The organism is Neisseria yangbaofengii, from assembly GCF_014898075.1.
In the GTDB taxonomy this organism is placed as follows: Bacteria; Pseudomonadota; Gammaproteobacteria; order Burkholderiales; family Neisseriaceae; genus Neisseria; species Neisseria yangbaofengii.
The window spans coordinates 500,175-513,667 of record NZ_CP062976.1; the positions used below are offsets into that span (position 1 = coordinate 500,175).

10 protein-coding genes are annotated in these 13,493 nt (G+C 49.6%); 6 read left to right on the plus strand and 4 right to left on the minus strand.

What is annotated here, in order from left to right:
• Positions 1–274 precede the first annotated feature (274 nt).
• Complete coding sequence (locus tag H4O27_RS02530) at positions 275–1,555, minus strand: MFS transporter (RefSeq protein ID WP_165008533.1); 1,281 nt, start codon at positions 1,553–1,555, stop codon at positions 275–277.
• A 565-nt stretch (positions 1,556–2,120) separates the two neighbouring features.
• Between H4O27_RS02530 and brnQ the strand changes: the two genes are divergently transcribed.
• Complete coding sequence (gene brnQ / locus H4O27_RS02535; protein WP_165008531.1) at positions 2,121–3,464, plus strand: branched-chain amino acid transport system II carrier protein; 1,344 nt, start codon at positions 2,121–2,123, stop codon at positions 3,462–3,464.
• Between the two features lie 66 nt (positions 3,465–3,530).
• On the opposite strand, the gene H4O27_RS02540 is transcribed toward brnQ, so the two are convergent.
• The gene (locus H4O27_RS02540) at positions 3,531–4,133 is read right to left on the minus strand and encodes a helix-turn-helix domain-containing protein (RefSeq protein ID WP_165008529.1); all 603 of its coding nucleotides are present in this window, start codon (positions 4,131–4,133) and stop codon (positions 3,531–3,533) included.
• Positions 4,134–4,289: 156 nt separating this feature from the next.
• Between H4O27_RS02540 and H4O27_RS02545 the strand changes: the two genes are divergently transcribed.
• The 4 genes from H4O27_RS02545 (at position 4,290) to H4O27_RS13545 (ending at position 10,663) form a co-directional block, all read left to right on the plus strand.
• A complete protein-coding gene (locus H4O27_RS02545) occupies positions 4,290–5,540 on the plus strand; it encodes an NAD(P)/FAD-dependent oxidoreductase (RefSeq protein WP_165008527.1) in 1,251 nt (416 codons plus the stop codon).
• A 30-nt stretch (positions 5,541–5,570) separates the two neighbouring features.
• On the plus strand, positions 5,571–6,512 hold the full coding sequence (gene lhpI / locus H4O27_RS02550; RefSeq protein ID WP_165008525.1) for a bifunctional Delta(1)-pyrroline-2-carboxylate/Delta(1)-piperideine-2-carboxylate reductase: 942 nt from the start codon (positions 5,571–5,573) through the stop codon (positions 6,510–6,512).
• A 275-nt stretch (positions 6,513–6,787) separates the two neighbouring features.
• Positions 6,788–10,396 (plus strand): bifunctional proline dehydrogenase/L-glutamate gamma-semialdehyde dehydrogenase PutA, encoded by a 3,609-nt coding sequence (gene putA / locus H4O27_RS02555; RefSeq protein ID WP_165008523.1) that lies wholly within the window; start codon positions 6,788–6,790, stop codon positions 10,394–10,396.
• Between the two features lie 54 nt (positions 10,397–10,450).
• Positions 10,451–10,663, plus strand: coding sequence for a LysR substrate-binding domain-containing protein (locus tag H4O27_RS13545; protein WP_226883490.1), 213 nt, complete (start codon positions 10,451–10,453; stop codon positions 10,661–10,663).
• A 117-nt stretch (positions 10,664–10,780) separates the two neighbouring features.
• Here the strand turns inward: H4O27_RS13545 and H4O27_RS02565 are convergent, their stop codons facing one another.
• A complete protein-coding gene (locus tag H4O27_RS02565; protein ID WP_165008521.1) occupies positions 10,781–11,653 on the minus strand; it encodes a LysR family transcriptional regulator in 873 nt (290 codons plus the stop codon).
• A 150-nt stretch (positions 11,654–11,803) separates the two neighbouring features.
• Here H4O27_RS02565 and H4O27_RS02570 point away from each other — a divergent pair, with 150 nt between their 5' ends.
• Positions 11,804–12,523 carry a pirin family protein gene (locus H4O27_RS02570; RefSeq protein WP_165008519.1) on the plus strand — a complete coding sequence of 240 codons (720 nt, stop codon included), beginning with the start codon at positions 11,804–11,806 and terminating at the stop codon, positions 12,521–12,523.
• Positions 12,524–12,812: 289 nt separating this feature from the next.
• Here H4O27_RS02570 and H4O27_RS02575 read toward each other — a convergent pair whose 3' ends face one another.
• Positions 12,813–13,364: a TetR/AcrR family transcriptional regulator gene (locus tag H4O27_RS02575; RefSeq protein WP_165008517.1), complete on the minus strand. Its 552-nt coding sequence runs from the start codon at positions 13,362–13,364 to the stop codon at positions 12,813–12,815.
• Positions 13,365–13,493: the final 129 nt, after the last annotated feature.

Genomic DNA, 13,493 nt, shown 5'->3' on the forward strand with positions numbered 1-13,493 from the left:
AATGATAGTTGAAATATGGTTTTGGTGGGCAACAAGTTGCCCACCCTACGGCAGCTAATCCCTTGCCGCCAACGGTAGGGTGCGTGCCAAAGCACGCACGGGTTCTTTAACTCACATTGATGCCGTCTGAAAACCGAAGGTTTCGCTAAAATTGGGAACAGGCCGTTTACGTTGTCATACTTTTAAAGTGGATTCACTATAGTGAACCCACTATAGTAATAGCATAAATGCTGCCAGCTATTGATATGACCGGCAGCATTATTAATCGGGGTTGCTATTCCTCCAACGGTTGGTTGGCATAGTCGTCCGCCGCACGGACGGCAATCAGGGAAATGATGCCGGTAATGATGATGTAGCAGGCAATCGGTACATATGATCCGTTAAATGTTTTGAGCAGGAAGGTTGCTACCAACGGTGCAGTACCACCGGCTAAAGCAGCGCCGATTTGATAGCCTAAGGTAATGCCGGTATAACGGACGTTGCTTTTGAAAATTTCAGAAAACATCGTTCCCAATACGGCGGTTGTCGGTGCCCAAATCACACCCAGCCCCAACACTGTGGCGCAGATTAAGCCGATAAAGGTTTTGCTTTGTAGCAGCCAGAAATAGGGAAAGGCGTAGACCATCATCAATAATACGCCGCCGGTGTATACGGTTTTACGGCCGATTTTATCGGACAGTGCGCCCATTACCGGAATCAGAAAAGTAGTGATAATGGTAGCGATGGTTACGGCATTGAGTACCTGTGTCCGTGAAAAACCAAGTTCGCTGGTGGCATAGAACACGATAAAGGTCGACATGATGTAAAACGGTGCGGTTTCGACAAATTTGGCACCAACTGCAATCAGAACTTCCCGTTTATGGTGGCGCAGGGTTTCAAATAAAGGTACAGCAACCACTTTCCCTTCGGCTTTATTTTTCTTAAATGCAGGAGTTTCATCAATACCTTTACGTATCCATAGGCCGAGAAAAACCAATACTGCGCTCAAAACAAAGGGTACGCGCCAGCCCCACGATAAAAACTGATCGTCGGGTAAGGCAGTCATTGCGGTAAGTGCCAAAGTTGCCAATAGCATACCGACTGTTACGCCCATTTGCGGTACGCTGCCGAAATAGCCCCGTTTTTCATTTGAGGCATATTCTACCGCCAACAACATAGCGCCACCCCATTCACCGCCGATGCCCAAACCCTGTATTAGTCTCAATGTAACCATCAGAACCGGTGCAGCAATACCGATGGCCTGATAAGTCGGTAACAGTCCCATCAGTACGGTTGCTCCGCCCATTAAAGACAAGGTCAGTACTAGAGTTTGTTTGCGGCCGATTTTGTCACCTATATGACTGAACAGGATTCCGCCAAAAGGACGTATGAAGAAAGATAGGGCAAATGAAGCAAATGCCAGCATGGTTCCGACGGTTGGGTCTTCGGCCGGGAAAAACAGTTGGTTGAATACCAAAGCAGCAACAGTGCCGTAGAGGAAATAGTCAAACCATTCGATGGAACTGCCGATCAGGCTGGCGAGCAATACGCGGTTGGATACTTTTTGTGTAGGCATGATTTTTCTCCTGTGAATCATTTTTTGTATAGAGGAAATACTTTCTTTCCCAATGCGGCGTTATTGTGTTTTAGTTTGAAAAGAAGGGTTTGATAACCGGTCAGAAATGATTCGGACAATTATCGGTTTTGTGCCGAACTGTATAGCCCAAACCGGTTGTTTTGTATGGAAAGTAACCGTTGCCGATATCGTTCAAACATCTTAATTCAGGGCCGTCTGAAAATGCACTTTTCAGACGGCCTTGCTCTGAAAATTTCTTATACGAAAAAATTTATCTTGTAAAAAGAATAGTGTCAACCATTTAATATGTCTGTCAGAGAAAAAGTATAGTGAACGAAAATAGAAAATACAGACTATTGCTGTGTTTTATAGAGCTGCCTGTATTGTTTTTGCTTATATTTTTCGGTAAGAAGTGATAGGCATACTGAATGATTTTCGCACGAATTCTTTACATCATTTATAAAAATTTCTTGTACGAAAATAATTTATCGTATAGGATAATTTGTAGCGGACAATATTGTTTTCCGTTTAGAAAAAAAGATTTAGGAATGATGGAGGGGCAGTTATGCGAGTTTTAACGTTCAGACAGTTTATAACGTTGTCGTTTTTCTTATTCGCCATGTTTTTGGGGGCGGGCAATATTATTTTTGCGCCCGTTGTCGGGCAAAGTGCGGGCAGCCATACTTGGTTGGCGATGTCGGGTTTTCTGATTACCGGTGTGGGTTTGGTATTGCTGGCGATTATCACGTTGGCGCTTTCGGGTGGGGCGGTTGAAAAACTGGCAGGCCGGATTCATCCGGTGTTTGCGGTTGTATTTTCAGTTGCCCTGTTTCTGGTGCTGGGGCCGGTTTATGTTTTGCCGCGCACCGGAGCCGTGGTATATGAAGTGGCGGTTACACCGTTTGTCGGGCAGGCGGAAGAAGGGGCATTTAATCTGCCGTTGTTGGTTTTTTCGCTGCTGTTTTTTGTGTTGACGGTATATCTGACTGCCGATATCGGTAAATTGGTGCGCCGTGTGGGCGAAATCATCACGCCGGTATTTGTCGGATTGTTGCTGATTATTGTGGCGGTTTCCTTTTTCAGACCTTTGGGCGAAATCGCAGAGCCGACCGGTGTCTATATCAATCAGGCGTTTGGTAAGGGTTTCACACAAGGCTATTTTACGATGGATGTATTGGCGGCATTTGTGTTTGGCAAAATCTTTTTGGACGCTACCGCCCGAACCGGCATTGCTGCTGAAAAACTGTCGGGTATTTTTATCAAATGCGGCATTTTTTCCATGCTGGCGTTGGCATTTGTGCAGGTATCGCTGGCGTGGCTGGGTGCGACCAGTGTCGGGCAGCTTGGCGTTTCTGCCAACGGCGGACAGGCACTGACCGGTATAGTCGGCCTGCTTTTGGGTGATTTGGGCGTGGTAGTGTTGGCAGTCGTGATTTTTCTGACCGGCCTGACAACGGCAATCGGTTGTTTGAGTGCCGTGAGTGAATATTTCAGCCGCCTGTTTACTGCATTGTCGTACAAACAGTGGGTGGTGGTATTCGGTGCCATCAGTTTTGCCGTTACCAATTTCGGGCTGACAAAAATTTTGCAGCTTTCCTCGCCGTTGCTCTATATTCTGTATCCGATTTCGATTACCCTGATTGTGTTGGTTTTGGGCAACCGTTGGTTTGGTCGGAAATCAGTGTATCTCGGTGCCGTTGCGGGAGCAGCGCTGATGGGTGTGGTAGATGGTTTGCAGGAGGCAGGCGTGCTGCCGCCGGCAGTTCACCAATGGCTGGGTAATACGCTGCCGTTCTATTCCGAAGGTATGGGCTGGATTTTGATTGCCTTAGTCGGCGGTATTATCGGGTTGGTTGCGGAGAAAACAGGCCGTCTGAAACCGGTATTTTTCCAAAACGAGAAAATTTAAGCCATTAAAGATAAACCAAGGCCGTCTGAAAATACGTTTTTCAGACGGCCTTGGTTTTACCGGAAATTATTTCGGTGTGATGGTGGTGTGCGAACATACCCATAAGATTTGTGTATCTTCTTCACCGGCGATGCAGGCGTGCCCCATTGAGCTGTCGAAATAGCAGCAGTCGCCGCTGCCGAGTTCAATCGGTTGGTAGAAATCGGTATGAATGGTCAGCGAGCCGCTGATAACATAAATAAATTCCTCTCCGTCGTGTTGCAGCAGTGAGGGAAATTCTTTTACATTGTGTGCCTTAACCGTGGTCAGCAGCGGCACAAACTGCTTATTGGTCAGTTCGGCGCACAGCATACGGTAATCGTATTGGGCGGTGCTGTGGATACGGCCGCTGCCGGCACGGGTAACCGTCAGCCTGCCGTTGGGAATCGTATGATTTTCCTCATAAAATAAATCGGCTACATGAATATCAAGTCCTCGTGCGAGTGCAGCGATTTTTTCGTAGGTTGGTGAGAGTTGGCCTTTTTCTATTTTAGATAAGGTCGAAACAGAAATGCCGCTTTTCTGACTAAGTTGTTGCAGGGTCAGTTGGCGTTCTTTGCGCAGGCGGTGCAGTTGTTCGGCCAAGAAGCTGTCATTTTCTGCTGCTTGTATATTTGAATGGGATTTCATATATTTTGGTAGAAGCCGGTAATGGTTTGGGTGGAATTGTAAACCAGAAGCCGTTTCTATAAAACGGTATTTTACGAATAAAATTTTCCTATACGAAAAAATTAAAGTATAATCAGCGTGCAAAGTCTATAGTCTATAAAGGAAAAGAGGTCAATCATGTCCGACAGACAGGCATTGATTATCGGCGCAGGAATCGTCGGCATCAGTTGCGGACTCTATCTGCAAAAACAGGGTTACCGGGTAACGCTGGCCGATCCCGGAGGTTTGGCCGGCGGCGCATCGTATGGCAATGCGGGTGTGTTGGCAGTCAGTGAATGTCTGCCGCTGGCAACGCCCGAACTCATCCGCCAACTGCCCAAACTTTTATTGGATAAAAACAGCCCGCTGACTCTGCGTTGGTTGTATGCACCGAAAATGACGGCTTGGTTTTATCGTTTTTTAAAAGCCGCCAAACCGCAGCAAGTTGCCCGTGCGGCCGAACATTTGAGCTTGCTGCTGCAACATTCTGCTACTGCACACGATGAGTTGGCACAATGGGCGGATTGCCGGGACAGGATACGCCAAACCGGGTGGATTAAAGCATTCGAGCATGAGCATTCGTTTCAAGCAGCGAAAAGTGATTTTCGTATGATGGAAAAATATGGTGTCCGCTGCGATTATCTGAATGCTGCTGCATTGCAGGCACAGCAGCCGAATCTTGCGCCGATATTCAAACATGCAGTCAACAACAGTGATTGTCGGCAGATTATTAATCCGGGTGGTTATGTGCGGCATTTGGGTGAACATTTCCTGCAAAACGGCGGACGGCTGCTGCTGACCGAAATTGATGCGTTACAAGTGAAAAACGGTACGGTTCAGGCGGCATGCAGCCAAACCGAGCAGTATCGTGCCGATGTGTTTGTGATTGCCGCCGGTGCCTGGTCGAAAAAACTCAGCAGCGATGTCGGAACCTATGTGCCGCTGGATACCGAACGCGGCTACCATATTGAGTTTGCGGCAGATGATACCCGATTGGCGGATGCACCGGTTTTTTGGGCGGAACAGTCGGTCGTGATGTCGCCCGGCGGCGGTAAATTGAGGGTAACCAGCAGCGTGGAATTTGCCGGCTTGCAACGCAGGGCGGATTTCAGAAAATTAACTGCTCAAATTGCCGATATACGCCGCAGCCACCGCCACTCTTTGGGCGAAGTGGTCGGGCAGTGGTTGGGTTTCAGACCTTCCATTCCTGATTCGCTGCCGGTAATCGGCAGGGCTTCGGGGGCAGACAATGCGTTTTTGGCATTCGGGCACGGCCATTTGGGTCTGACCTTGGGGCCGCTGACAGGACGCCTAATTGCCGAAATGATTGCAGGAAAAATACCGGAATGGGATTTGTCGGCGTATTCGCCTTCCCGTTTTGGCCGCTAAATGTTTTTTAAATTTCCAAGGAAAAATACGATGAAGATTTTTGACCGGACTTCTACTGCCGCCGCTATGGCGTTTGCCGGGTTGATTGCGGCGATTAAAACCATTTTCACCGAAGGCTGCCAAGTACCGCGCCGACATATTCATGCGTTGGACAGCGATGATTCGGCAGCAACCTTGCTGATTATGCCTGCATGGCAGAAAAACCGTTATCTGGGTATCAAACACGTGACGATTTATCCTGAAAACAGTCAGAAATACGGTTTGGCGGGGTTGCATTCGACTTATACACTGTTTGATGCGAATAATGGTGTGCCGCTGGCAGTGTTGGACGGTAATGTGATTACCTGCCGCCGTACGGCCGCCGCTTCGGCTCTGGCTGCCGACTATCTTGCCCGAAAAGACGCTTCCAAGCTGCTGATTGTCGGATCGGGCAATGTGGCACGGGAATTGGCGCAGGCGTATGCGGCAGTACGCAAATTGTCGAGGGTGCAGATTTGGAATGTCCGCCAAGACCGTGCCGAGACATTGGCGGAAGAGCTGCGTCAGCAGGGCTTTGCGGCGGAGGCCGTTGGCAATTTGGCGGAGGCGGTAGCGGATAACGATATTATCAGTTGCGCCACATTGTCGGGGCAGCCGCTGGTTTTGCGCAAGTGGGTCAAACCGGGCAGCCATATCGATTTAATCGGCAGTTTCAAGCCGGATATGCGCGAATCCGATGATGCCATGTTTGCCGATACGTCCGTATTTGTCGATACCTCTGAGGCCTTGGACAAATCAGGCGATTTACTCTCACCGATGGCAGCCGGCGTGTTTGCCCGGGAAAACGTACAGGCAGATTTAGAGGCTTTGTGTCAGGGCAGACATTCGGGTCGGAAATCTGATGATGAAATTACGGTTTATAAAGCAGTGGGTGCGGCTTCTGAGGATTTGGCGGCAGCGGTGCTGGTTTATGAATCGCAAAACGGAGCATAAGGCCGTCTGAAAACGAACGTCATGCATTTCTTAAAGCGAAATATGGTTGGCAGTGTGGTAGAAAGTTTAGCGGCCATATTTTGGGAAACATCAGTCGTGTAGTGTCGTGTAAGCAATTTTATGCTGTTATTCGCCGTTTTTTTGATGATAGTTAACTTAAATCAAAAAATAATAAGAAAATCGCTTTCATTTGCATTAAAATGTCAAAGTCCGGTCGCTTGGCGGCTGCCTTTAAAAAATCAAGCATTTTAATTTTGTTCAGGAGAAACCCTATTATGTTCCACTTTGCCCATCAGCAACAAAGCGCTTTGCGCGATGCGGTAACCCGTGCCTACCGTCGTGATGAAATCGAAGCCGTGCAGGATATGCTGCAACAGGCGCAGATGACGGATGAAGAGCGTCGTGCCGCTGATGGTTTGGCGCGCCGTTTGGTCACGCAGGTGCGGACGAGCCGTACTAAGGCCAGCGGCGTAGATGCGCTGATGCACGAGTTTTCGCTGTCGAGCGAGGAGGGTGTGGCGCTGATGTGTCTGGCGGAGGCGTTGCTGCGGATTCCGGATAAGGCAACCCGGGATAAATTGATTGCCGACAAACTTTCAGACGGCAACTGGAAACAGCATCTTAACAACAGCCCGTCTTTATTTGTCAATGCGGCGGCGTGGGGTTTGTTGGTAACGGGTAAGCTGACGGTGAAAAGTGACGAACAAACCCTCGGTGCGGCGCTGACCCGCATGATGGGCAAGGGCGGTGCGCCGTTAATCCGCAAGGGCGTGGATTATGCGATGCGGCTGCTGGGTAAGCAGTTTGTTACCGGACAGACGATTGAAGAAGCGCTGCAAAACGGCAAAGAGCGTGAAAAAATGGGTTACCGTTTTTCGTTCGATATGTTGGGCGAGGCGGCTTATACGCAGGCGGATGCCGACCGTTATTACCAAGACTATATCAATGCGATTCACGCCATCGGCAAAGATGCGGGTGCGGCGGGCGTGTATGAAGGCAACGGTATTTCGGTGAAACTGTCTGCCATCCACCCCCGCTATGTGCGTGCGCAGCACAAGAGGGTGATGGAGGAATTGCTGCCCCGCCTCAAAGCGCTGTATCTCTTGGGCAAACAATACAATATCGGTATCAATATCGATGCCGAAGAGGCCAACCGTTTGGAACTGTCGCTGGATTTGATGGAAGCGTTGGTGTCCGATCCGGATTTGGCAGGTTACAACGGCATTGGTTTTGTGGTGCAGGCATATCAGAAACGCTGTCCGTTTGTGATTGATTATCTGATTGATCTGGCTCGCCGCAACAATCAGAAACTGATGATTCGTCTGGTTAAAGGCGCATATTGGGACAGCGAAATCAAATGGGCGCAGGTGGACGGCTTGAACGGCTATCCGACCTACACCCGCAAAGTACATACCGATATTTCCTACCTTGCCTGCGCCCGCAAACTGCTGGCGGCGCAAGATGCCGTGTTCCCGCAGTTTGCCACCCACAATGCCTACACGCTGGCGGCGATTTACCAAATGGGCAAAGGCAAGGATTTTGAACACCAATGTCTGCACGGCATGGGCGAAACCCTATACGACCAAGTGGTCGGCGAGAAAAACCTCGGCCGCAGAGTGCGGATTTATGCGCCGGTCGGAACGCATGAAACGCTGCTGGCGTATCTGGTGCGCCGACTGCTCGAAAACGGGGCAAACTCTTCGTTTGTCAATCAAATCGTTGATGAAAAAATCAGCATTGACGAATTAATCCGCAGCCCGTTTGACACAGTGGCGGAACAAGGTATCCACCTGCATCCGGCGTTGCCGCTGCCGAGGGATTTATACGGCAAAGGCCGTCTGAATTCGCAAGGTTTGGATTTGAGCAACGAACATATCCTACAGACATTGCAGGAACAGATGAACCAAGCGGCGCAACAGCATTTTCAGACGGCCTCTCTGGTGAACGGCGAAAGCCGCAGCGTTACTGCCGGACAGCCGGTACGCAATCCGGCGGATCACAGCGATGTGGTCGGCACGGTCAGCTTTGCCGATGCCGCTTTGGCGCACGAAGCCGTTGCCGCCGCCGTTGCCGCCCAACCGCAATGGAACGCAACGCCTGCCGCCGAACGTGCCGCCTGCCTGCGCCGCATTGCCGATTTGTTTGAACAGAATATGCCGGTGCTGATGATGCTGGCGGTGCGAGAAGCGGGCAAAACGCTCAACAACGCCATTGCCGAAGTGCGGGAAGCCGTCGATTTCTGCCGCTATTATGCCGACGAAGCCGAGCAGACTCTGCCGCAAAACAGCCAAAGTCTGGGTACGGTTGCCGCCATCAGCCCGTGGAACTTCCCGTTGGCAATTTTCACCGGCGAAGTCGTGTCCGCACTGGCCGCAGGCAATACCGTGGTTGCCAAACCCGCCGAACAAACCAGCCTGATTGCCGCCTACGCCGTATCCTTAATGCACCAAGCCGGCATTCCGGCCGCCGCATTGCAGCTGGTGTTGGGCGCAGGCGATGTCGGTGCCGCATTGACGCAGGACGAACGCATCGGCGGCGTGATTTTCACCGGTTCGACCGAAGTAGCACGCCTGATTAACCAAACCTTGGCCAAACGTGCCGACCAGCCGGTATTGATTGCCGAAACCGGCGGCCAAAACGCCATGATTGTCGATTCCACCGCCTTGGCCGAACAAGTGTGCGCCGATGTACTGAATTCCGCCTTCGATTCGGCCGGCCAACGCTGTTCCGCCCTGCGGATTTTATGCGTACAAGAAGACGTTGCCGACCACATGATCGGCATGATTAAAGGCGCAATGAACGAACTGAATGTCGGCAACCCGCGCTGCCTGACCACCGATGTCGGCCCGGTAATCGATGCCGAAGCGCAGCAAAATTTGGCGGCACACATTGCCAAAATGAAAACCGCTGCCAAGGCATACCACGAAATCAGGCCGTCTGAAAACGTTGATGCGGCACAATCCACCTTTATTGCGCCGGTGTTGTTTGAGCTGAACAACCTCAACGAATTGCAACGGGAAGTGTTCGGCCCGGTATTGCACGTTATCCGCTACCGTGCCGACCAACTCGACAACCTGATCGACCAAATCAACAGCAAAGGCTATGCCCTCACACACGGCATACACAGCCGTATCGATGCCACCATCGACCATATCCGCAGCCGTATCGAAGCCGGTAACGTTTACGTAAACCGCAACATCGTCGGCGCAGTTGTCGGCGTACAACCGTTCGGCGGCCACGGCTTGTCAGGCACCGGCCCGAAAGCCGGCGGCCCGTTCTACCTGCAACGCCTGAGCCGTCTGCAAGAATGGGTTATGCCGACCCTGAGTAAAATCGGTCAGGCAGACCAAACCGCCCTAAAACGCCTGGAAGACGTGTTGCACAGCCTGCCATTGTCGGCAGACGAACAAAAAGCCGCCGCAGCCGCATTGGGTCAGGCACGAATCCGCACCCTGCGCCAAGCCCAAAGCATATTGAGCGGCCCGACCGGCGAACGCAACATCCTGAGCTGGCATGCCCCGAAACGGGTGTGGGTATATGGCGGCACACTGGCACAAGCCTTTACCGCACTGACCTACCTTGCCGCCGCAGGCGTGATGACCGTAGTCGGCAGCGACAGCCCGTTGGCCGAACATGCCGACAAACTGAACGGCTTATTGCTCGTCAGCGCCCAACCGCAGCAAGCCGGTATCAGCCACATCGCCGCACTTGAAACCCTGCCGGTTGCAATCAAACAAACCGCCGCCGCCACCGACGGCCCGCTGATTCGAATCCTGCCGTCTGAAAACGGCTTGGACATCGTGCAGGTGTTTGAAGAAATCTCATGCAGCATCAACACCACCGCCGCCGGCGGTAATGCCAGCCTGATGGCGATGTCGGATTAATTTTATAAACGTTAAGGCCGTCTGAAAGATTGGGGGAACAGCCTTTCAGACGGCCTGAGAACTTTTCGGGATGCGGCAAAGCGTGGGCTGGGTTTGGGCTATGTGCCACAAGATATGGTGGAAGGCGAACTGGCTCGGGGCGAGCTTATTCAGGTGTTGCAACCCTTTAGCCATACGTTCACTGGCTTTCACCTGTATTACCCACACCGCAATGTGTCTTATGCCTTAAGGTGCGTGATTGATTATTTGAAGGTGTGGCCTGTGTAAAATGCCGTCTGAAAATTGGTTTCAGACGGCATTTATCATTTAAAAAACTTTCAAAAAACCGCCCGCTCTTTTTAACAAGCGGTCAAAAACCGCCAATTTTCTGCCAAAAACTACCCGCTACGCTGAAATTTTTTCCCGTAAAAACGCCACCATACTCTGCACCGTCGGCACGGCTCCGCGATTTTTGTAGTACACGGCGTACAGCGGTACGCTTTGGATTTCCCATTCAGGCAAAATCTGCACCATATTTGGCAAAATCATCGTATCAAAAATTGGCAGCAGGGCAATGCCAGTAGCGTCGGTGACCATTTTGCCGAGAAAATTGGCATCGTTACTGCTGATACTGCTGTGTGGCTGGATATGCACTTGATGTCCTTTGTGGCTAAATTGCCATTCTATGCCGTCATATTTATACAATAGCGAATGCTGGTGCAATTCGTGCGGACTGTTGGGCGTGCCGTGTTTTTGCAGATAATCTTGATGGGCGAACAAGCCGAATTTAATCTCAGTCAGCTTGCGGGCGACCACATTTTCATCGTCAATCACGCCGACCCGCAGGGCAATATCCACGCCTTCGTGGATCATATTCACCCGCTTGTTGTTGATTTCCACGGCAAGGCGGACACCAGGATAGCGTTCACGATACTCAGCCAAATGGTGCATCAAAATACCCCTGCCGATTTCGGTGGACACCGACATTCGCAATAAACCGCTCGGCTCGCTTAAGCGTTGTTGCACGCTGTCTAAGGCAAGCTGTGCCGCCTGCATCATCTCTTTGGCTTTTAGGTAAAACTGTTCGCCCACTTCATTTAGCACCACGCCTTTTTTACTTCTGCCGATTAACGCCGTGCCGAGATTTTTTTCCAGTTCGCTGATACGGCGGCTTAGGCGGGATTTGGGAATGGCGGTAATCTCTTCGGCTTTGCTAAAACTACCCGCCTGCACCACGGTAACAAACAGGCTGATGTCGTTTAAATTCACATTGTTCATATTTCATAACCTATTTTTGCAACATAATGTTTGAGATTTGTATCTTGTTGCGTTTTTATTAAATTATATAATACGAACATCTTAACGGCAAAGCGATAAACAGCGATTTATCGTTTTGTTTTCAACAATTTGTAACTGCAAGGAAAAACGATGAAAACCATTTATCACGCCGCAGACACTCGGGGCAACGCCAACCATGGCTGGCTCAAAAGCCGTCATACTTTCAGTTTCGCCGATTATTACAATCCGGAACGGATGAATTTCGGCGTATTGCGAGTGATTAACGATGACCACGTTGAAGGCAGTATGGGCTTTGACACGCACCCGCACAACAATATGGAAATTATCTCTATTCCATTAAGCGGAAACCTTGCCCACAAAGACAGTATGGGCAACGGCAGCATCATCAAAAACGGCGAAATCCAAGTGATGTCGGCAGGCACTGGCATTACCCACAGCGAAATGAACCCGAATGCGGATATGCCCGTTCAACTCCTGCAAATTTGGGTGTTCCCAAAAACCCGCAACGTAACCCCACGCTACCAGCAAATCAGCCTTGCCGAGAACGCCAAGCCGAACGGCTTTCAGCAAATCCTCTCGCCCAACGCCGACGACGAAGGCGTATGGATTCACCAAGACGCTTGGTTTAATCTGGCAAAATGGGACAAAGGCACCAGCGGGCAATACCGCCTGCACGACAGCAAAAACGGCGTGTATGTTTTTGTTATCAAAGGAAAAGTACAAATCGGCGAGCAAACCTTAAACCAACGGGACGGGCTGGGCGTATGGGACACCGATCGCTTTGAGCTGACCGCCAGCGAAAATGCCGAAATCTTGTTGATGGAAGTGCCGATGAGTTTGAATGCTTAACTGTTTAAATGCCGTCTGAAAATCGGTTCAGACGGCATTTATCATTTCAAAAACTTAGAAAAAACCGCCCGCTCTTTTTAACACGCGGTCAGTTTTTATGGATTTTCTGTGAGAAAACCAGCTATTCACCACTTAATAAAGTTCATCATAAGCATCTACAATGTAGCTTGAATATGCATAAGTGGCACTGGTGTTTAAGGCGATTGCTGTGCCGAAATACAGCTGTCGTATTGAGCTGGTGGATAGTTCTTCCTCGGAGGATTTGATACAAAAACTTAATTTTGGTTTTTTATGCGTAATGTGTTGCGATTTTTAACATCAAATCCCAGTCTGCAAACACTTGTTTAATCGGGATTTGTTCATCACGCTCCCAATAATAACGTGCGCTATTAAGCAACAATTTTGCAAACATTTCGCCAATAAAATCCCAATTTTGATCAGCCTGTTGTGCTTGAGCGTATTGAATAAACCGTTGTTTTATCATATTTTCTATCTCTGCAAAGACATTCAAACTTCGGCTATTGATACGCCACAACGTCAAAATAAAATGGCGTTTAGAAAACATCGTTGAGTTACTTTGCTGGATTAAATCTTGGAAGTTGTTGCTAAAATAGTTGTTAAGCATTTGTTCGTATTCATTTTTCAAGCGATCAGCCAATGATTTTGCTAAGCCTTGTTTACCATAATAGTATTTGTAAAACGTGTTGCGATTAACATTGGCACGCTTGATAATGGCTTGTGTGGTGATTTCATCAAAATCCATTTCTTGCATCAGCTCAATAAACGCCGTTTCAATTGCCAATAACGTGCGTTCTGCCCGTGGATCTAATGATGTACTCATAATAATTACTCCGTTGTTACTAATCTATTCAGACAAAATCGTCAAATCTGTCTGTGTTATGGGACACTTTGTCTAATTTTGCCTGTATTCAGCCGATAAAAAGTTTAATAAACTACGCACATCTTTTCG